This window comes from Cupriavidus sp. GW821-FHT02F09 (genome assembly GCF_059421605.1).
In genome coordinates this window covers 18,379-36,632 of sequence record NZ_JBWKVH010000027.1, presented here as the reverse complement: position 1 = coordinate 36,632, position 18,254 = coordinate 18,379, and the positions used below count along the sequence as shown (strand labels likewise).

Below are 18,254 nucleotides of genomic sequence, written 5' to 3'. Positions count from 1 at the left end.
TGAGCGCCCGGTCAGCGCTCAGTGCTCAGGCGGCCGACAGGCGGAAGGCCGACACGGCATGGTGCAGCGCGCCGGCCTGGTCTTCCAGCGACGTGGCGGCCGCGCTCGCCTGCTCCACCAGCGCCGCGTTCTGCTGCGTCATCTGGTCCATCTGCGCGACCGCGCGATTGACCTCCTCGATGCCGGTGCGCTGCTCCGCGGTGGCCGAGGCGATGCCATCCATGATCGACGTCACGCGGCCGACCGCGTTGACGATCTCGGCCATGGTCTGCCCGGCCTGCTCCACCAGTGCCGAGCCGCTGTCGACCTGGCCCACCGACTCGACGATCAGCGTCTTGATTTCCTTGGCCGCGCCCGCGCTGCGCTGCGCCAGGTTGCGCACCTCCCCAGCCACCACCGCAAACCCGCGTCCTTGCTCGCCGGCGCGCGCGGCTTCCACCGCGGCGTTGAGCGCCAGGATATTGGTCTGGAAAGCGATGCCGTCGATCACGCCGATGATGTCGTTGATCTTGCGCGAGCTGGCGGTGATGCCGCGCATCTTGTCCACCACCTGGCTGACCACGCTGCCGCCTTGCTTCGCGATCTGCGAGGCGTCAGCCACATACTGGCTGGCCTCCTTGGCGTTGTCGGCGTTCTGGCGCACCGTCGCGGTGATCTGCTCCATGCTGGCGGCGGTCTGCTGCAGCGAGGCCGCCTGCTGCTCGGTGCGGCTCGACAGATCGCTATTGCCCGAGGCGATCTCCTGGGCCGCCGAGGTGATGGAATCGGCCGATTGCTGGATGCCCGCCACCGTGCCGGCGAGCTGGTCGCGCATATGGCCGATGGCGTACATCAGGCTGGAGCGGTCGTCCGGGTGGGTTTCGACGCGCGCCGTGAGGTCGCCGCTGGCCATGCGCAAGGCAAGGGCCGCAGCGGTAGCGGGCTCGCCGCCCACCGAGCTCTGGATGCTGCGGATCAGCAGCGTGGCCACCGCGGAAATCACGATGCCCAGCAGCACCAGCAGCCCCAGCGATTGATACAGCGAGGCGCGGAACTGCGCTTGCACGTCATCCATATACGTGCCGGCGACCAGGTCCCAGCCCCACGGCTTGAAGCGCGCCACGTAGCCGATCTTGGGGCTCGGCTGGTCGCTGCCCGGCTTGGGCCACCAGTAGTCCAGGTGGCCAGCGCCTTCGGCCGACGCGCCGCGGGCCGCGATATCGGCATACAAGGCGTTGCCCTTGGCGTCCTTGAAGTCGCTCATGTTCTTGCCGTTGAGCTTGGCGTTGATGGGATGCATCAACAGCACGGAATCCGCGCCGACGATGGTGATGTAGCCATCCTTGCCATAACGCTGCGCGGCAACGCGGGCCGTGGCCTGGGCCTTGGCATCGGCCTCGGACATCTTGCCCTGGCGCGCCTGCTCGGCATAGTCGCGCACCAGCGAGAGCGACATGTCGACAATGTTAGCCAGCTCGCCGCGGCGATCGGCCATTTGCAGCTGGCGGGTCTGGAAGGCGTGCATCACGGTCAGCAACAGCAGGCCGAGCCAGGCCAGCACAAGGGGAATCCACAGCTTTTTTCGCAGGGTCAGACGATTCATGGCATTCGCTTCTCGGGGCAATGGCCGGTCATGCAGGAGGCATGCGGCACCTCCGAATATCGGAGCCGGGTTCGCCTTCTTTAGCGAAAGGCGCGACAGGACCGCACGAAAGGCCACGAAGCGCAGAAAATGTCGCATGAAGCACCAAAATGGCGACAGGTTGTGCCAGGCCGAAACGCTCGCGCACCCGCACGGTGCCAAAAAAAACACCTGCCATCCGCCCCCGAAAGCGGCGCAAATACGGCTACAATGCGCCTCGCATTCCACTCGGTAATTGCAATTGACTTGCAATTACCTGGCTAGTGGACTGCCAAGGGTTCGAAGGTGCCTCCGGCGCGCAGCGCGCGGCGGGGGTTAAACGGGAAACAGGTGCGCCGCCGGCCATGCCGCGGCTAATCCTGTGCTGCCCCCGCAACGGTCAGCAGGTACAAAGGTGTCACGCCGCGCCAACAGGCCGCGGCAGCCACTGCGCATCATCGCGCGGGAAGGCGGCACCCCGGACGCGCCCCAGCGGCAGGCGTCCCCCTGCAAGCCCGGATACCGGCCTTCGACCGATCACCGGGGCTGCGGACGGGCGGCCAGGCGTGAGACGGCTGGCCACGCGCCCGGCCGTCACTGCGCGCTCGTCCGCGGCTGGTTCGTTTATTGCCGCCGGGCGGGGTCGCCCCCGCGGCCAATGATGGAAAGTCCATGTCCGCGCGCCCTCGCATTGCCTGTACCGCCTCGCCGGCGGCCGTCACGCCACGCCAACGTCGTCATGCGCCCAAGCCGCCGCGCCAGCTCGCGCATCATTGCGCGCTCGCGCTATCGCTGGGGGCCTTCGCCGGCCTGGGCGCCGATGCCGCCTGGGCGGCGGACGATGCGCAACCTTCAGAGCGGGCGCAATCGCAGCCGTCGCGCGGCGACAGCACGGTGCTACCGCCAGTGGTAGTCAGGAGCGCCTCGCAGCCGGCCGGGCTGGCGCTGTCCGAGCCCACCAGCACCGGCAGCCGCCTTGCCCTGACCCCGCTGGAAACGCCCGCTAGCGTGGAAGTCCTGTCCGGCGACACCATTCGCGAACGCGGCGATTTGTCGGTGCGCGAGGCCGTGACCCGCGCCACCGGCATCACCGCCAATGGCGCGCCCGGCAACGGCGGCACGGCGCTCGCGGCACGCGGCTTTGCAGGACAAGGCTCGGTGATGCAGCTGTACGATGGCACGCGCCTCTACGTGGCCTCCGGCACCGTCACCTTCCCCTTCGATACCTGGTCCGTGGACCGCATCGAAGTGCTGCGCGGCGCGGCCTCGGTCATGGTTGGCGAGGGCGCGATCGGCGGCGTGGTCAACGTGATTCCCAAGAAGCCGATGCGCGCGCCGATCGCCAACGAGCTGCAGCTCACCGGCGGCACGCAAAAAACAGCGCGCGCGGCGTTCGACAGCGGCGGCGCGGTCAACGAGACCCTCTCCTACCGCTTCAACGCCAGCTACGGCCGCTCCGGCGGCTGGGTGGACCGGGGCGACTCGCGCAGCCTGGCGGTGTCGGCCGCGGCGCGGCTGGACGTATCGCCTGAGTTCAACCTGACGCTGTCCTATGACGACGCCGACCAGCACCCGATGCAGTACCTGGGCACGCCGCTGGCGGGCGGCAGCCTGGACACCTCGCTACGCAAGAAGAACTACAACGTTGGCGATGCCGACATCACCTACCGCGACCGCTGGACCCGGCTCGCGGCGCAGTGGCAGCCCAACGAGCGCGTCATGGTGCGCAACCAGTTCTATTACCTCACCAGCCAGCGCCACTGGCGCGACGCCGAGTCCTATACCTTCCTGCCCGCGACGGGCCAGGTGCGCCGCACCGACTATCTGGAGATCCTGCATGACCAGGAACAGGTGGGCGACCGCGCCGACCTGAAGATCGATGGCCAGCTGTTCGGCATGGCCAATACCGCCATGGTGGGGTTCGACGTCAACCGCATCAACTTCACTCACAGCAACAACTCGCCCTATGGCGGCGCGTCCACGGTCAATGCCTACCAGTTCGACCCGGGCCAGTTCTTCAGCCCGCCGGGCATTGTCACGTCGCCGCGCTTTCGCACCCACACCACGCAAGCCGCGCTGTTTGGCGAGGACCGCCTCAAGCTGACCCGGCAATGGTCGGTAATTGGCGGCGTGCGGCTGGACCATGCCCAGCTGGAACGCGGCAACCTGGTCACGGGCGACGACTGGACCCGCAGCTTCAACAACATCACGTGGCGTGCGGGCACGGTCTACGCATTCACGCCAGCCTTGTCGGTGTATGCGCAGTACGCCACCGCCACCGATCCCCTTGGCGCACTGATCTCCACCTCGGACGCACAGAAAGATTTCAAGCTGGCCACCGGGCGGCAGATCGAAGCCGGGGTCAAGCAATCGTTCTGGAACCAGCGCGGCGAGTGGACCTTTGCCGCCTACCAGATCGTCAAGAAGAACCTGTTGACACGCGACGCCAGCAACCCGGCGTTGTCGGTGCAGGTGGGCGAGCAATCCTCGCGCGGGCTGGAGGCCTCGGTCAGCGTGGAACTCATGCGCGGGTTGCGCTTGGATGCCAACGGCACCGTGCTGCGCGCCCGCTACGACAACTTCGCGGAAAGCGTGAACGGCGCGCTGGTCTCGCGCAATGGCAATGTGCCCACCAGCGTTGCGCAGCAGGCGGCAAACCTGTGGCTGACGTGGGCCTTCGCACCGCGGTGGCAGGCAGGCAGCGGCCTGCGCTACGTGGGCAAGCGCTACACCAACAACGCCAATACCACCACCATGCCGTCGTACGCGGTGGTGGATGCCTCGCTGCAATGGCGCGTATCGCGCAAGACGGCGCTGACGCTGCGCGTGTACAACCTGTTCAACCGCGACTACGCCGAATCCTCTGGCAACAGCGGCAGCCAGTGGCTGCTGGGCCGGCCGCGCGCGGCCGAGCTGACGGCCAACTTCTACTTCTAGGCCGGCCATGGCAAGCACACCCCTGCCCTGGCGTGAAGCCTGCTGGCGCTTCACGCGCCGCTGGCTCTACCTGGTGCACCGCTGGGCCGGGATCGCGGGCTGCCTGCTGATCGCCATGTGGTTTCTCTCGGGACTGGTCATGATGTACGTGGCCTTTCCCGCGCTGACCGACACCGAGCGCCACGCGGGGCTCCCGCCGCTGGACCTGCCCGGGGTAAGGATCACGCCGGATGCCGCGATGGCCAGCGCGGGCCTCACCCGCTTTCCGCGCAGCCTGCGCCTGGAGATCATGGGCACGCACCCGGTCTACCGGATGATCGACTGGAACGGCAAGCCTTACACCGTCTCCGCCCGCGACGCGGCGCCCATCGAGCAGGTGGATGCCGTTGCCGCGCAAGCCATCGCCCAACGTTTCTCCGGCGCGGCGGGCGCGCGCTGGGTGGAAACCGCGGAGCGCGACCAGTGGACCGTGCCCAACGGGCTCAATCCCTGGCGGCCGCTGCATCGCATTGTGCTGGACGATGCGGCCGGCTCCGAGCTGTATGTGTCTGCCCGGACCGGCGAGGTGATGCGCGACACGAACCGCGCCGAACGGTTCTGGAACTGGCTCGGCTCGGTACCGCACTGGCTGTACTTCACGCCGGTGCGGGCCGACCCGCCGCTATGGCGGCAGGTAGTGCTGTGGACCTCCGGCGCGTGCATTGCCGTGGCCGTCAGCGGCATCTGGATCGGCTGGCTGCGGCTACGCGTGCGCCGCCGGTTTGCGCACGGCAGCGCCGGCGGCACGTCGCCCTATCACGGCTGGATGGCCTGGCACCATATCGCCGGGCTGGCCGCATCGCTGTTCCTCGTGGCGTGGCTGGCCAGCGGCTGGCTATCGGTCAATCCCAATCAGTGGTTTCCCGGGCGCGCGTTTGCGCAGCCAGCGCTGGAACGCTACGCCGGAGAAACCCTGCCGCGCTTTCCCGCCGGCGATGGTGCGGCGCTGGCGAGCCTGCTGTCCGACACCGCGCTGCCTCCAAGGGAGATCAAGCTGGCCTGGCAGGCCGGCGTGCCGGTCATGCTGGTGGCGACCGCGGCCACCACGCACGCCTATCACGCCAACACCGGCGCGCCGCTGGCGCTCTCTGCCCGGACACTGGCCCAGGCAGCCGCGCGGCTGATGCCGGACGCCACCGTGGCCAGCCACGACCTGCTGCACGAGGACGACGCCTACTGGTACAGCCACCACCAGCCGCGCAAGCTGCCGGTGCTGCGCGTGCGCTTTGACGACGACTGCGCCACGTGGGTGTACATCGACCCGGACACCGGCAACCTGCTGGGCCGCAGCGACCGCAGCCGCCGTGCCTACCGATGGCTGTTCCATGCCGCGCACAGCTGGGACTTTGGCTGGCTGGTGCGCCATCGCCCGGCCTGGGATGCAACGGTCTGGTTACTTTCGGTTGCCGGGCTGGTAGTCTCGGTCAGTGGCGTGGTGATTGGCTGGCGCAGGTTGTTTCGCGGGCGCCGCCGGCGGGCTTGAGTCCCGGCCTGGCGTCCATCCATTCAGAATTCCCCATCTTTCACGGACCGCTCATGTTCCGCTTTCTAGCCAGCATCTTCAACGACCAGGACGCCGACGTGCGCCGCAAGGTCATTGCGCTCTACGTCTTCCTGATCGCCGCCAACGTGGGGGCCTGGCTGTGGGCACTGGCAGCGTTGCGCGACCACCCCATGCTGCTGGCGTCCGCCGTGCTGGCCTACACGCTCGGCCTGCGCCACGCCGTTGACGCCGACCATATCGCCGCCATCGACAACGTCACGCGCAAGCTGATGCAGGAAGGCAAGCGCCCGGTGACGGTCGGCTTCTTCTTCTCGCTCGGCCACTCCACCGTGGTCACGCTGATGTCGATCGGCATCGCGGTTGCCGCCGCCGCGCTGCAAACGCGCTTTGCCGACATGAAAGCCGTGGGCGGCATGATCGGCACCAGCGTCTCCGCGCTGTTCCTGTTCCTGCTGGCCTTCTTCAACCTGCTGATCCTGATCTCCGTGTGGCGTGCCTTCCGCGCGGTCAAGCGCGGCGAAGCGCTCAAGGAGCAGGACCTGGACCTGCTGCTGAACAACCGCGGCGTGCTCTCGCGGCTGTTCCGCCCGCTGTTCCGGCTGGCCAGCCGCAGCTGGCACCTGTTCCCGATAGGGCTGCTGTTCGGTCTCGGCTTCGATACCGCCACCGAGGTGGCGCTGTTCGGGCTATCGGCGGCGGAGGCGGCAAAAGGCGTGCCGTTCTGGACCATCATGGTGTTCCCCGCCCTGTTCACCGCCGGCATGTCGCTGGTGGACACCACCGACGGCATCCTGATGCTAGGCGCTTACGGCTGGGCCTTCACCAAGCCGATCCGCAAGCTCTACTACAACATGACCATCACGCTGGTCTCGGTGGTGGTCGCAGTGGTCATCGGCGGCATCGAAGCACTCGGGCTGATCGCCGACAAGCTCGGGCTGGAAGGCGGCCTGTGGGACGTGATCGGGGAGCTGAACGAGCATTTCGGCATGCTCGGCTATGTGATCATCGGCGTGTTCGTGCTGAGCTGGCTGATCTCGATGGTGGTGTACCGGGTCCGGCGTTATGACGAGATCGAGGTGAGGATGGGGTGAAGGTATGGTGGGACGGATAACCGCTTAGCGCTGATATGCGACCGTCATCGACTACAAGCTCAAAAGCGCGGAATCGGAGGATAAGGCGGTCATTTCCATAATCCCAGAATGCGTTTGGGCGGATTCGGGCTGGCCGCCTGCGCCGTGCTCGCGGCCCCAAGAGATCACGCGCGGTTGCCGCCACCACTGTGCCCGCGCCTGAATAAAGAAGTTGGCGCCCGTGCCGGGTCGTGCGGCGCGGGCTGGAGTGAGTGGCGCGTGGTCATGAGGTTGGATATGCGGACGAGGGACTGGCTCAGACACTGATCCGGGCCGGCATCGGCGCGAGCAACTCGTGCGGTGTGGCAATGCGCTGCGGGGCTTTGTGCACCATGGTGAAGGTGTAGTCGACACCCATGCCATATGTGCCAGAGTGCTCTCTGACGACTTGCATTACGGCGTCGTGCGTCTCGCGGCGGGCCCAGTCGCGTTGCCATTCGAGCAGTACCTGTTGCCAGGTCACCGGCACGACGCCGGCCTGTACCATGCGTTGCATGGCGAAGATGTGATGTGATGTGATGTGATGTGATGTGATGTGATGTGATGTGATGTGATGGATCAACCCTGGAGGGTCGATACCGACGCTGCATCATATCCGAGGGCGGTTCTGATGGTCAGCATGAAGATCGGATCTGCATGTGATTGCTTGTGCAGCGCGAATCCAACCTCGGCAAATGGACTCGTGACGGAGAGATCGGGGTTCGCAGCCTGAAAGGCAAAACACATCAGAAACTCGCAGTCGTGGCGTTGGGCCTCGACACCGAAATTAATCACCCCGAGGTGCCAATCTCCCTCATCCTTGGTTAGAGAAATCAGGAGCTGGCGGGCGCGCGCCTCAAGATACGCGCGATTCTGCACGATGGACGCGGCTTTCGCGATGCCCAGTGAGCTCGGCATGCCATGCAAATCGGCGACGACAACTTCCGTAAGATCCGTGAGCACCGCCATCCATTCGTCGCGCGGCGTAGCACCGAGCCTGTTGATGAGCGAAAACTCACCAGGTGTTGCGAACCCCAATTCGCCGCGCGGCTCCGATGCCGGCATCGGATGCGAACTCGATTTGGTGGCCGCCGGCAGCAGCGCCATGCGCGCCAAAGGATCGTTCAACCGCGAACAATGTTCAATGGCTTCGATCGTCGCCCGCCGAATGCGATCGATGGGCAGGCCATGACTCGGGGCTGCCATTGCGGCGGCTCTGTCCATTCGAGTCGCTTGAGCGTTTCGAGCCAGCAGCGCCTCGACATCCATCCGATAGTGCCGTCCAAACTGTAGATGCTTCTGCCTGAGTCTCGCCGACTGATCCCGAAGCCAAATGTCGCCAAGGTCTGCATAGGCGTCTGGCTGCACTTCATTGATGGGCATGACGGACTCCTTGCTTGAAGACATACCGGGCGGATACCGGGCGCGTGGAACCGAGACATGTCGCGACTGGCTCGCAATGAAGAGTAGGCGGCCGGTCTTGGCCGCGCTCTCCGTTTCTTGCGATTGAATCCAATACGCCTATCTGTTCCGCACGTGCGAAGGCTTGCGCGCCAATGGAATCCACGACACGACACTGGAGCGGCTAGCCACTCTAGTGCGCACCGCTCGCACAGACGATGAGGTACCGTCACTGGCCTAGACGGTACGTCGATCTTCGGATTGGTTTGCGTAGCAAGAATCGGAGTTCTTAACAACGTGGGGATGCCTATTCTCTTGCTCAGGGCATCGAATGGTTTCGATGAACCTTCCCGAAACTAACTGTGAGGACCTTTCCAATGAGCAAAGAAGAGCAGAACAAGGCCGTCGTCGGTCGTTGGTTCACGGAATTCTGGGGCAAGAACGTCAATCTGGCGGTGATCGATGAGATTGCCGCCCCGAACATGCTGCTCAAGTATTCGCTGCACGAACCTCGTCGTGGTCGCGAGGATATCAAGGCCTTCATGACCGACTTTCGTGCCGCGTTCCCGGATCTCAACTTCTGGGGCACGGCAGAGCTGATTGCCGAAGGCGACTATGTCGTCGGCCAGTGGGAAGGTGGCGGCACCCACACTGGCCCGGCATTTGATGACTTCCTGAGTGGCGGTCTGCCTGCCGCAACTGGCCGCAAGATGCATTTCACCGGTACTACCGTGCTGAAGGTGATCGGCGGCAGGATCGTGGAAGAACTCGGCCTGGACGACGGTGTGGCTGCGCTGACCCAGCTCGGGCTGATCAAGGAGGCCGCCATTAATGGCGACGGCTGATTTCCAGGAATCAGGAGAAGTGGCGCGACGTGCAGTATGCGCGTCGCGCGACGCCTATTCATTGCGCACCTCATATCCACGTTGCGTGATTCCAGAATGCCTGAGCAGAAACCGAGCGCACCGGATAGGATGAGGTCGCAGATTCCTGGACAGTGAGATCGATCAGTCTCGAGAGGACATCACTGCCATGATTCGAATCGGTTACGCACCCGGTGCCTATGAACTCTTTCACATCGGGCACCTCAATCTTCTGCGACAAGCCAAGGAGCATTGCGACGTTCTCATCGCCGGCGTCGTGGCCGACGAGGTTCTGATTCAGCACAAGGGGGGGGAAGCCTGTCATTCCGCTCGCTGAGCGATTGGAGATTGTCCGCAATGTGCGCTATGTCGATGCGGCCAATCCTGCGTTCACCAATGACAAGGTCGAGATCTGGAAGGACCTGCGGTTCAATGTCCTGTTCAAGGGGGATGATTGGCGCGGAACCGAAAAAGGCTATCGGCTCGAACGAAGCTTGGCGGGTCTCGGTGTCGAAGTTTTCTACTTTCCATATGGAAGGCGCACATCGAGCAGTGCGCTTCGCCAGACCCTGCAAAACATCGACGACCTCGCTGTACGAGTGCGCCGATGTGAGCTTGTGATGGACGCTATCTTTGCCATCTGACGGCCGCCCTATCGCGGACACGTAATCTGCCTATGGCTCAGCCCTCACTTCTTGCATCGCGTTTGCGATGCCCTCCATGATGAATAAAATCTCGTGTGCAGAGCCCGTTGCACAGTCGCTGGCTACTTGGGTAGCCGCAGTAAGAGTCGCCTTGCTGCCACAGAACCTCATTGCATCGAGACTCGATGACATGCGGCTGGAAGACCTCGTCCTCGATCTTCTCGACCTCGACGAGAGCGAGGCAGCGCAACTGGAAGCGTTGTCAGGGTCAAAAGTGCCATTCCATCGAAGTCCTGAGAGCTATTGCGAATCGTTGCTGCAGGCAATTCGGCAGCTTCGATTGTTCAAGCTGTTCGCCAGAACGCACGGTGGGGACCATCATCGAAGTGTTTGCCCTGCGGCTTACAACGAACGTACCGGCGGGCACCATCCAGAAGAGATGGCGCGCTGGCGTACCGACTTTCGTGCGATGGCCCCTGAACAGCAGATGATGGCCGCGACCGTCATTTGGCTCTACCGGTCTGGGCCCGATTCGATCTGGCTGCGGCGAGTCCCTAGTACCTGGAAGGCGTCCGAGGCCCTGCACTACATGCAAGACGCAGGATGTCTCACGCTCTGGCTCCAACTCATCGCCAGATACCCCGGCTGGTGAGTCGCGCCGCCCAAGAATTCAACCGCAAAGATCGGAGTTTCTCAGCGGGCGTGAATTTCTACACTTACGACACCCTGAAGCCGATGCGAGCGATTTGCCATGAGAATTCGTTCTTTTCCCACGTTCAAGTACAACTTCCGTGCCCCGGGAACCCGAGTAGAGGGCCCTATTCGATTCGCCGTCGGCCTGACATTGCAGGGTATGGTTCTCGTTGGACGAAGCCAGCTGGAAGTAGCTCAGGATCTCGGCAGGCCGGCAGCCGTTCGCGCCGTGGCGGGTGCCTGCGCCGCAAACGTGTTGGCCATCGTCATTCCCTGCCATCGTGTGGTGCGCAGCGATGGCTCTGTGTCCGGCTATCGCTGGGGTGTCGAACGCAAGCTTGCCATGTTGGCCGAGGAGCGCGCGCAATGAGGGCCAATGCGGGGCGCTATAGCCCCATGGAACGCTTGACCTACGACTGGATCGACATGGAGCGTTCGCTTGATGCCCATGGAAATGCCGTCTTGCCTGGCCTGCTGGCTGCGGAGCAATGCGATGAGCTCGCGGCGCTGTACTCGAAGGAGGAAGGCTTTCGCGCTCGGATCGTCATGGCTCGCCACGGATTCGGGCGGGGTGAATACAAGTACTTCACATACCCGTTGCCACCGCTGCTCAATTGGCTGCGGCATGCGCTGTATCCCCAACTCGTGCCGATCGCAAATCGCTGGAACCGGCAGTTGGGAATCGACACGCGATACCCGGATGAGCTGGATGTATTCCTCGACCGATGTCACCAGGCCGGGCAGACGCGGCCGACGCCGCTAATCCTCCAGTATGGCGAAGGTGACTACAACTGCCTGCATCAGGATCTCTACGGCGAGCACGTTTTCCCGTTGCAGGTGGCAATTCTCTTGTCGGAACCTGGCAGGGACTTCGCCGGTGGCGAGTTCGTCATGACGGAGTGTTCGACCAAAGGGCAACGCGCCGATGTCGTCGCACTGCGCCAGGGCGATGCAGTGGTATTCACCGTCAACAAGCGGCCAGCGACGGGGTTGCGTGGCATCAAAAACGTGGCGATGCGGCATGGCGTCAGCCGCATCCGCAGCGGCAAGCGGCATACGGTGGGGCTTATCTTCCACGACTCGAGGTGAACATGGAGCCGTGTGAACGCTTCGAGACAAGTGGCGAACGCTTGCGCCTGGGTTCAGGCGCCTTGGTGCTGCGCGGATTCGCACTGCCGTATGTGAGCGAACTGATGCCCGCCATTTCTGACATCGCGGCCATGTCGCCGTTTCGACACATGGTGACGCCTGGAGGTTTCACCATGTCGGTTGCGCTGACGAACTGCGGGGCACTGGGATGGACGACAGACCGGCGTGGCTACCGGTACACCTCAGTTGATCCGGACACCGGCGAGCGGTGGCCTGCCATGCCCGACGCGTTCGCGCGACTCGCCAACGAAGCAGCGGCAGCAGCGGGATTCGCCGATTTTGAGCCAGATTCCTGTCTGGTGAATCGCTACTTGCCTGGCGCGAGGCTCTCGTTGCACCAGGACAAGAACGAGCGGGACTACGAAGCACCTATTGTCTCGGTCTCTTTAGGCATGAGGGCCACCTTCCTGTTTGGTGGACATGAGCGCTCCGATCCCACGCTCAAAGTTTTTCTGCACCACGGTGATGTGATGGTATGGGGAGAGGTCGATCGCCTGCGCTATCACGGGGTGATGCCGTTAAAAGAAGAGCCGCATCCGCTGCTCGGAAGTCAACGCATCAACTTCACCTTCCGCAAAGCGGGATGAGCATCGGAATTCAAGAGCAAGAGTCGGAGTTTTTTCCCGAGACGATACACCTAAAGTAGCCGCAGTTGCCAAGACGCTCCCATGCACTCGATATCCATGGAACCGACGAACAAACGGGCCGAAGCGCGCCGCCAGATTGAGGCCTATTGCCAGTCGTTGGTGGACATGGGCGCGGCGCAATGGCGGGTCGGCGATGCCGGTGCCATCGAGCTGCGCATGGAAAGCGGCGAGGCCTACCTGTTTGGAGAATGGGGCGTTACCCGCCTGAGATGAGCAGACTGACCACACCAAGTGTGCCCGCCGATTCATTCAACAAGGAGTGCATCATGCAATTGTTCTTGAGCTATCTGGAGTCGCCGCTGGGCGACCTACTGCTCGTCACCGATGCGCGGCAGATTGTGCGCGGGCTCGATTTTGCCGACCACAAGGCGCGCCAGCATCGCAGCTTGCGCGAGCACTATGGCAGTGTCGAGCTGGTTGAAGTTCCGGCCCCATCCGAGATCGCCGAAGCCTTGGCTCGCTATTTTTCGGGTGAATTGGGCGCGCTGGATGCCCTGCGGACTGAGACCGCTGGCTCTCAGCTTCAGCGCCGGGTCTGGGCCGCGCTGCGCCGCATTCCGGCCGGCACGACCACGACCTACGGCAAGCTGGCCAAGGAACTGGGCTTCGACGATCCGCGCGCGGCCATCGACATCGGTGCAGCCAATGGCGCCAATCCGATCGCCATCATCGTACCGTGTCATCGGGTCATCGCCAGCAATGGCGACCTCAAGGGTTACGCCTGGGGGGTGCCCCGTAAGCGCTGGCTATTGGAACACGAGAGGGCGATCGCGCCAGAGCGTGCCGAACCACAGACTGCCATGCTGCCGGGGATCTGATCTTGGCCGATACCATTGCAGCTGACTTGTCTCCGCGCGCGTACGAACGGGCCTCTCAGTACTTGTCCGGTCTAGATGCAGACTGGGCGCGCCATATCGCCATCGTTGGCCCATGCCGACATGAGGCCAAACCTGCGCGCGAGCCCTACGAAGCCTTGGTGCGCGCCATCGCCTACCAACAGTTGCACGCCAAGGCCGGCGATGCGATTCTTGCGCGACTGCTGGCGCTCTATCCGGGAGCCTCCTTCCCATCGCCGGCACAACTCCTGTCGACCGATCCTGAGTCACAGCGCGCGTGCGGCTTCTCGGCCGCCAAGCTGGCCACCATACGTGGCATTGCGCAGGCCGCCGTGGACGGATTTGTGCCCAGTCTCGATGAAGCTCGGCGCCTTCCTGACGCCACGCTGATCGAGCGCTTGGTCTGCCTGCGTGGCGTGGGGCGCTGGACCGTCGAAATGTTCCTGATCTACTCATTGGAGCGCTCAGACATCCTGCCGGTGGACGACTTCGGCGTGCGCGAGGGTTACCGGCGCCTGAAGGGCTTGGAGGAGGCGCCGACACCTCGGCAGTTGCGCGAGATCGGCGGGGCCTGGAGTCCCTGGCGGACTGTCGCGGCCTGGTACTTGTGGCGACTGCCGCCTAAATGATGAAATTCATTCGCAAGAATCGGAGTTCTTGCGAATGAATTCCTGCCTATCCTGTCTCTGTGATTGACGATTCCAGGACTGTCGCCATGAATACGACCCATGTCTACGAAACCGAGGATACCCGTTGGGAGGCTGTGCAGGCGCGGGATGTCGCGGCCGATGGGCACTTCGTCTATGCCGTGCGCACCACGGGTGTGTACTGTCAGCCTAGCTCTACGGCACGGTTACCCAAGCGCGAAAATGTGGAGTTCTTCGACTCGGCAAAAGCTGCCGAAGCGGCGGGCTACCGCCGCAGCCGCCGCGCACGTGGCGACCAGACCAGCGCGGCAGCCGAGCGCGCCGCGCTGGTGGAGTGTGCCTGTCGCCTGATCGAGGCGTCAGAGACACCGCCCCAGCTCGACGACCTGGCAACCGAAATCGGCATGAGCCCGTTCCACTTCCACCGTCTGTTCAGGGCCGAAACGGGCCTCACCCCCAAGGCCTACAGCTCGGCCTATCGCGCCCGCAAGTTGAGGGAGGAGTTGAGCACACCCAACGCTTCGGTCACCAACGCGATTTATGGCGCCGGCTTCAACTCCAATAGCCGGTTCTACGAAGCCTCCGACCATCTGCTGGGCATGCGGGCGCGAGACTACCTGGCAGGCGGCACCGGGGCGGTCATTCGATTCGCGGTGGGACAGTGCTCGCTAGGTGCCATTCTGGTCGCACAGAGCCAGCGCGGCATTTGCGCCATTCTGTTGGGCGATGACCCGGATGCGCTGGTGCGTGACCTGCAGGACCAGTTCCGCAAGGCTCGGCTTATCGGCGGCGATGCTGAGTTCGAGCAATTGATCGCCCAGGTAGTGGGGTTCATCGAGGCACCGGCTATCGGGCTGCACTTACCGTTGGACGTACAGGGCACGGCCTTCCAGGAGCGCGTCTGGCGGGTTCTGCGCGAGATTCCGCCGGGCACGACCGTGAGCTACGCGGAGATCGCCGAGCGCATCGGCGCTCCCAAGGCCGTGCGTGCCGTAGCGCAGGCCTGTGCAGCGAACCACATTGCCGTGGCCATTCCATGCCACCGCGTGGTGCGGCGCGATGGCGATATCGCCGGCTACCGCTGGGGCGTGGATCGCAAGCGCGAATTGCTCCAACGCGAAGCTCAAACCTGAAAGGATGCTGCCATGACGCAATTCTCCGATGCGCTCAATCAACTGGATTGGTTTGCCATATACGGCCACCTGGATGCAGACGGCTACGCCGTGATTCCGGGACTGCTTGCAGCCGATCGGGCGCGCGAGCTGGCGCGGCGGACCGATTTCGACGGAAAGACGCGCCGAATGCCATTGGTGACCACCGAACTCGGGCAAGGTGATCTGTTCTACTTCGATCAGAATTTACCAGACCCGTGGCAGTCGCTGCACGAAGCGTTTTATCCCAAGCTCGCGGCAATTGCCAACTCATGGAACGAGCGACTGGACATAAGTTACCGCTACCCAGAGGAATTGTCGGCTTTCCTCCAGCAATGCAGCGCGGCGGGACAGAAGCGCGGCCAGTCTTACTTGAGCCGGTTGAGTGCTGGAGACTATGTCGCGTTGCACCAACGCAGTGATGCAGAGCACGTATTCCCGATGCAAGTCGTTGCCTTGCTTACGACACCGGGCGACGACTTCCTCGGAGGGGAGTTTGTCATGACGGAGCAGCGCCCACGCATGCAATCACGGCCACTGGTCGTTCCGCTCAAACTTGGCGATGTGGCCATTATCACGACAGCTCAGCGCCCGTTCAAAGGCACGCGTGGCGACTATCGGGTCAACCTCAAGCACGCGATCAGTCGCATCCGGCAGGGTGAACGTATTGGCGTGGAACTCACGTTCCATCATTTTGTGTGAGCCTAAATGGTGGATCGGACTATGACCGAATCGAGAACCTGGACGCTGATCGGACGGGACGGCAAGCCCTATGAAAGCTCGGTGCCAGGCACACTTGGTGGCCATCGAGGCGGGCGGATCTACGGCAGATTTGATTGCCGGGCGGCCCTGCAGTCCATCGCCCGCGGGGGCTATATCAAACAGCGGGTCTTCTTTCTCGACGAGTCGATCGCTATCGCCGCCTGCTTCCGGCCGTGTGCGGTTTGCATGCCTGTTCGATACGCTGCCTGGAAGAGGACGCAAGCCACTGGAAGCCGCCCTACATCACGAAATCGAGTGCAGTCATGACCGCTGAAACGCTATTCAACGCAGTCTTGGAGAAGGCCTCGGGAAGAGAACCCTTGAAACCGCAGTCCCTGGCCGACAAGCTTGCGATGGTTGACTGGCTCGCATTCGAGGAAGCGTTGACGCGCGATGGATACGCCGTGATTCCGGCGCTCTTGACATGCGAGCAGTGCGAGTCAGTCACTGGATACTTTCCTGAGGACCAGCGATTCCGAAGCCGGATCGTGATGGAGCGATACGCATTTGGGCGAGGCGAATACAAATACTTTCGAGACCCACTGCCTGATCTCATCAGTGAACTGCGGCGCGACCTCTATCCACGTCTCTCGCCAATTGCGAATCGCTGGCATGCGGTCATGCGCATTGCGGAGAGGTTTCCGGCCACACATGCGGAATTCAGCGAAATCTGCCGCCGGGCAGGACAGACCCGTCCAACCCCGCTCCTGCTACGCTATGGCGCCAACGATTATTGTTGCCTCCACCAAGATCTGTATGGCGACCACGTATTTCCGTTCCAGGCGGTCTTCTTGCTCAACGAGCCGGGGCGCGACTTTGACGGTGGCGAGTTGCTGCTAACCGAAACGCACCCGACAAAGCCGGGACGTGCTCAGGTCGTGCCCCTGCGTCAAGGTGATGCAGCAATCTTTGCCGTGAATCACAGGCCCGTGCGCTCGGCGCGAGGATTCCATCGCCTGAGTCTGCGTCATGGTGTTAGCAGGCTGCATCGGGGTCAGCGGCATACCTTGGGCATCATCTTTCATGATGCTAGATAATTGGCGTACGTCGGTCCGCCATTCGGGGCAGGAGTTCTGTGCCTGCCCATCCGTCGTGCATGTCTGGCCGGCGCAATCGGCTTCACGGAATTCACGACCTCAGGTGTCCGCATATCGGTGCGGATCAGTCATTGATTAATCATGGGCTGACCAACCGAGACTCAGGCCGAACGCGGTTGGACTGTCCTGCAAGGAGGCGAGACGAATAGTCTTAAGGACTTCCCAGTCTTCTTCTGCGGTTGCACGGACCGTCACAGCGCTCAAATCCATAGTCATATCGGGTTCCTTGAGAGTTAGAAAACAAAAAAGGCGCCGTTGGCGCCTTGGTCACTATCAGCATCAGTCGGGACTGGAGGGGGCCGAATCAACACTGTAAGCGTAACGAACCACGGTGCATGGGGCTGCGACCGCGACGCTGGTGAAAGTGGACGAGGAAGTTAATCGGTTCCATGTTTCTATGTTGACAGATGGCTCAAAGTTTGTCAGCAAGCCATGCAGGTCTGGTCGGCGATTTAGTGCACCAAGGATGGCTCCGGTCGTCGAGACTTCCATTGAGATAATTCAGATTCGAGGGGACGATGCGCTGATCGCCCGTAGCCAAGGTCATGGCGACTCTGCGCAACATCACCCCATCAACGCATCCGCCGCCAGATACTCCCCCTCCCACCCCTGCGCCAGCTGCCGGCAGCGCCCCAGCGCCACCGCCTGGCGCTCGAAATCCACCACCATCACCGCATCAGCCCAATGCGGACGCGGCGGCTGCTCCGTGCTGCGGCCATCGCTGAGCAGCCACAGCCAGCGCTGTTGCGCCGGGCGCCGGCGCGCGGCGTGGGCCAGCAACTGGGCGGCGCGCTCCATGCCGAGCGCGAGCGGCGTGCCGCCGCCGCCGGCGATCGGGCGGATCCAGGCTTCGCTCCATGGGCGAGCGCGTGCCGGCCGCAGGCGGACTTCGGCGCTGCCGGCGGCGAAGCACACCAGCGCCACCTCGGCGCGCGCCTGGTAGGCGCGTTGCAGCAGGCGCAGCAGCACGCCCTTGGCCAGCGCGAGCTGGCGGCCATGCAGCATCGAGGCCGAGCAATCGAGCACGAAGCAGTGCAGCACGCCGGCGTGCGCCTGCTGTGCGCGCCAGCGCAGGTGGCTCGGCGCAAACGGCTGGCTGCCCTTGGCAGCCAGCGTCCGTGTCCAGTGGATGCGCGAGCTGCCCGGGCGGCCGTGCGGCGCGGGCAGACGTGGGG

At 63.4% G+C, this 18,254-nt stretch carries 20 protein-coding genes, 1 pseudogene and 1 riboswitch; of the genes and pseudogenes, 17 read left to right on the top strand and 4 right to left on the bottom strand.

All coding sequences use genetic code 11. The features are described from left to right. Positions 1–25: 25 nt before the first annotated feature. The gene (locus AC07XB_RS25525; RefSeq protein WP_492373020.1) at positions 26–1,582 is read right to left on the bottom strand and encodes a methyl-accepting chemotaxis protein; all 1,557 of its coding nucleotides are present in this window, start codon (positions 1,580–1,582) and stop codon (positions 26–28) included. Between the two features lie 305 nt (positions 1,583–1,887). Next, a riboswitch (cobalamin riboswitch) is annotated at positions 1,888–2,145 on the top strand. A gap of 127 nt (positions 2,146–2,272) precedes the next feature. Here AC07XB_RS25525 and AC07XB_RS25520 point away from each other — a divergent pair. Genes AC07XB_RS25520 through AC07XB_RS25510 form a run of 3 tightly spaced genes read left to right on the top strand, consistent with a single transcriptional unit; the run spans position 2,273 to position 7,171 of the window. Continuing rightward, positions 2,273–4,537 (top strand): TonB-dependent receptor, encoded by a 2,265-nt coding sequence (locus tag AC07XB_RS25520; protein WP_492814130.1) that lies wholly within the window; start codon positions 2,273–2,275, stop codon positions 4,535–4,537. Positions 4,538–4,544: 7 nt separating this feature from the next. Then, positions 4,545–6,059, top strand: a complete 1,515-nt coding sequence (locus AC07XB_RS25515) for a PepSY domain-containing protein (RefSeq protein ID WP_492373022.1) — start codon at positions 4,545–4,547, stop codon at positions 6,057–6,059. 53 nt (positions 6,060–6,112) lie between these two features. After that, on the top strand, positions 6,113–7,171 hold the full coding sequence (locus AC07XB_RS25510; RefSeq protein ID WP_492829670.1) for a HoxN/HupN/NixA family nickel/cobalt transporter: 1,059 nt from the start codon (positions 6,113–6,115) through the stop codon (positions 7,169–7,171). A 295-nt stretch (positions 7,172–7,466) separates the two neighbouring features. On the opposite strand, the pseudogene AC07XB_RS25505 reads toward AC07XB_RS25510, so the two are convergent. Both AC07XB_RS25505 and AC07XB_RS25500 read right to left on the bottom strand, forming a co-directional pair. Continuing rightward, positions 7,467–7,718: pseudogene (locus tag AC07XB_RS25505) on the bottom strand (hydrolase); the annotation flags it as partial. Between the two features lie 50 nt (positions 7,719–7,768). Then, positions 7,769–8,572, bottom strand: a complete 804-nt coding sequence (locus tag AC07XB_RS25500) for a hypothetical protein (protein ID WP_492814136.1) — start codon at positions 8,570–8,572, stop codon at positions 7,769–7,771. Positions 8,573–8,967: 395 nt separating this feature from the next. On the opposite strand from AC07XB_RS25500, the gene AC07XB_RS25495 reads away from it, so the two are divergent. The 14 genes from AC07XB_RS25495 (at position 8,968) to AC07XB_RS25430 (ending at position 17,019) form a co-directional block, all read left to right on the top strand. Next, positions 8,968–9,435, top strand: a complete 468-nt coding sequence (locus AC07XB_RS25495; RefSeq protein WP_492373025.1) for an ester cyclase — start codon at positions 8,968–8,970, stop codon at positions 9,433–9,435. Positions 9,436–9,622: 187 nt separating this feature from the next. Further along, positions 9,623–9,790, top strand: a complete 168-nt coding sequence (locus AC07XB_RS25490) for an adenylyltransferase/cytidyltransferase family protein (protein WP_492829672.1) — start codon at positions 9,623–9,625, stop codon at positions 9,788–9,790. Between the two features lie 4 nt (positions 9,791–9,794). After that, a complete protein-coding gene (locus tag AC07XB_RS25485) occupies positions 9,795–10,097 on the top strand; it encodes a hypothetical protein (protein ID WP_492829673.1) in 303 nt (100 codons plus the stop codon). 76 nt (positions 10,098–10,173) lie between these two features. Beyond that, entirely contained in the window at positions 10,174–10,749 is a 576-nt protein-coding gene (locus tag AC07XB_RS25480; protein WP_492373027.1) for a hypothetical protein, read from the top strand. Between the two features lie 99 nt (positions 10,750–10,848). Continuing rightward, entirely contained in the window at positions 10,849–11,160 is a 312-nt protein-coding gene (locus AC07XB_RS25475; RefSeq protein ID WP_492373028.1) for a methylated-DNA--[protein]-cysteine S-methyltransferase, read from the top strand. A gap of 26 nt (positions 11,161–11,186) precedes the next feature. Continuing rightward, positions 11,187–11,879 carry a 2OG-Fe(II) oxygenase gene (locus tag AC07XB_RS25470; RefSeq protein WP_492829676.1) on the top strand — a complete coding sequence of 231 codons (693 nt, stop codon included), beginning with the start codon at positions 11,187–11,189 and terminating at the stop codon, positions 11,877–11,879. 2 nt (positions 11,880–11,881) lie between these two features. Then, complete coding sequence (gene alkB / locus AC07XB_RS25465; protein ID WP_492829678.1) at positions 11,882–12,526, top strand: DNA oxidative demethylase AlkB; 645 nt, start codon at positions 11,882–11,884, stop codon at positions 12,524–12,526. Positions 12,527–12,622: 96 nt separating this feature from the next. Beyond that, a complete protein-coding gene (locus AC07XB_RS25460) occupies positions 12,623–12,799 on the top strand; it encodes a hypothetical protein (RefSeq protein WP_492373031.1) in 177 nt (58 codons plus the stop codon). A 53-nt stretch (positions 12,800–12,852) separates the two neighbouring features. After that, positions 12,853–13,404, top strand: a complete 552-nt coding sequence (locus AC07XB_RS25455) for a methylated-DNA--[protein]-cysteine S-methyltransferase (protein WP_492829680.1) — start codon at positions 12,853–12,855, stop codon at positions 13,402–13,404. Between the two features lie 2 nt (positions 13,405–13,406). Next, positions 13,407–14,051 (top strand): DNA-3-methyladenine glycosylase family protein, encoded by a 645-nt coding sequence (locus AC07XB_RS25450; RefSeq protein WP_492829682.1) that lies wholly within the window; start codon positions 13,407–13,409, stop codon positions 14,049–14,051. Positions 14,052–14,137: 86 nt separating this feature from the next. Further along, positions 14,138–15,202: a bifunctional DNA-binding transcriptional regulator/O6-methylguanine-DNA methyltransferase Ada gene (gene ada, locus AC07XB_RS25445; RefSeq protein WP_492829684.1), complete on the top strand. Its 1,065-nt coding sequence runs from the start codon at positions 14,138–14,140 to the stop codon at positions 15,200–15,202. 12 nt (positions 15,203–15,214) lie between these two features. Further along, on the top strand, positions 15,215–15,922 hold the full coding sequence (locus AC07XB_RS25440) for a 2OG-Fe(II) oxygenase (RefSeq protein WP_492373035.1): 708 nt from the start codon (positions 15,215–15,217) through the stop codon (positions 15,920–15,922). 21 nt (positions 15,923–15,943) lie between these two features. Beyond that, positions 15,944–16,249 carry a metal-binding protein gene (locus AC07XB_RS25435; RefSeq protein WP_492373036.1) on the top strand — a complete coding sequence of 102 codons (306 nt, stop codon included), beginning with the start codon at positions 15,944–15,946 and terminating at the stop codon, positions 16,247–16,249. Further along, entirely contained in the window at positions 16,246–17,019 is a 774-nt protein-coding gene (locus AC07XB_RS25430; protein WP_492373037.1) for a 2OG-Fe(II) oxygenase, read from the top strand. Before AC07XB_RS25435 ends, AC07XB_RS25430 begins: the two co-directional genes overlap by 4 nt. A gap of 624 nt (positions 17,020–17,643) precedes the next feature. Here AC07XB_RS25430 and AC07XB_RS25425 read toward each other — a convergent pair. Further along, positions 17,644–18,120, bottom strand: a complete 477-nt coding sequence (locus AC07XB_RS25425) for a vWA domain-containing protein (protein ID WP_493688112.1) — start codon at positions 18,118–18,120, stop codon at positions 17,644–17,646. Between the last annotated feature and the right edge of the window lie 134 nt (positions 18,121–18,254).

Coding starts and splice junctions, on each gene's coding strand:
- AC07XB_RS25525 (WP_492373020.1), bottom strand. CDS start 1,582: ATGAATCGTCTGACCCTGCGAAAAAAGCTGTGGATTCCCCTTGTGCTG.
- AC07XB_RS25520 (WP_492814130.1), top strand. CDS start 2,273: ATGTCCGCGCGCCCTCGCATTGCCTGTACCGCCTCGCCGGCGGCCGTC.
- AC07XB_RS25515 (WP_492373022.1), top strand. CDS start 4,545: ATGGCAAGCACACCCCTGCCCTGGCGTGAAGCCTGCTGGCGCTTCACG.
- AC07XB_RS25510 (WP_492829670.1), top strand. CDS start 6,113: ATGTTCCGCTTTCTAGCCAGCATCTTCAACGACCAGGACGCCGACGTG.
- AC07XB_RS25500 (WP_492814136.1), bottom strand. CDS start 8,572: ATGCCCATCAATGAAGTGCAGCCAGACGCCTATGCAGACCTTGGCGAC.
- AC07XB_RS25495 (WP_492373025.1), top strand. CDS start 8,968: ATGAGCAAAGAAGAGCAGAACAAGGCCGTCGTCGGTCGTTGGTTCACG.
- AC07XB_RS25490 (WP_492829672.1), top strand. CDS start 9,623: ATGATTCGAATCGGTTACGCACCCGGTGCCTATGAACTCTTTCACATC.
- AC07XB_RS25480 (WP_492373027.1), top strand. CDS start 10,174: ATGATGAATAAAATCTCGTGTGCAGAGCCCGTTGCACAGTCGCTGGCT.
- AC07XB_RS25475 (WP_492373028.1), top strand. CDS start 10,849: ATGAGAATTCGTTCTTTTCCCACGTTCAAGTACAACTTCCGTGCCCCG.
- AC07XB_RS25470 (WP_492829676.1), top strand. CDS start 11,187: ATGGAACGCTTGACCTACGACTGGATCGACATGGAGCGTTCGCTTGAT.
- alkB (WP_492829678.1), top strand. CDS start 11,882: ATGGAGCCGTGTGAACGCTTCGAGACAAGTGGCGAACGCTTGCGCCTG.
- AC07XB_RS25460 (WP_492373031.1), top strand. CDS start 12,623: ATGGAACCGACGAACAAACGGGCCGAAGCGCGCCGCCAGATTGAGGCC.
- AC07XB_RS25455 (WP_492829680.1), top strand. CDS start 12,853: ATGCAATTGTTCTTGAGCTATCTGGAGTCGCCGCTGGGCGACCTACTG.
- ada (WP_492829684.1), top strand. CDS start 14,138: ATGAATACGACCCATGTCTACGAAACCGAGGATACCCGTTGGGAGGCT.
- AC07XB_RS25440 (WP_492373035.1), top strand. CDS start 15,215: ATGACGCAATTCTCCGATGCGCTCAATCAACTGGATTGGTTTGCCATA.
- AC07XB_RS25435 (WP_492373036.1), top strand. CDS start 15,944: ATGACCGAATCGAGAACCTGGACGCTGATCGGACGGGACGGCAAGCCC.
- AC07XB_RS25430 (WP_492373037.1), top strand. CDS start 16,246: ATGACCGCTGAAACGCTATTCAACGCAGTCTTGGAGAAGGCCTCGGGA.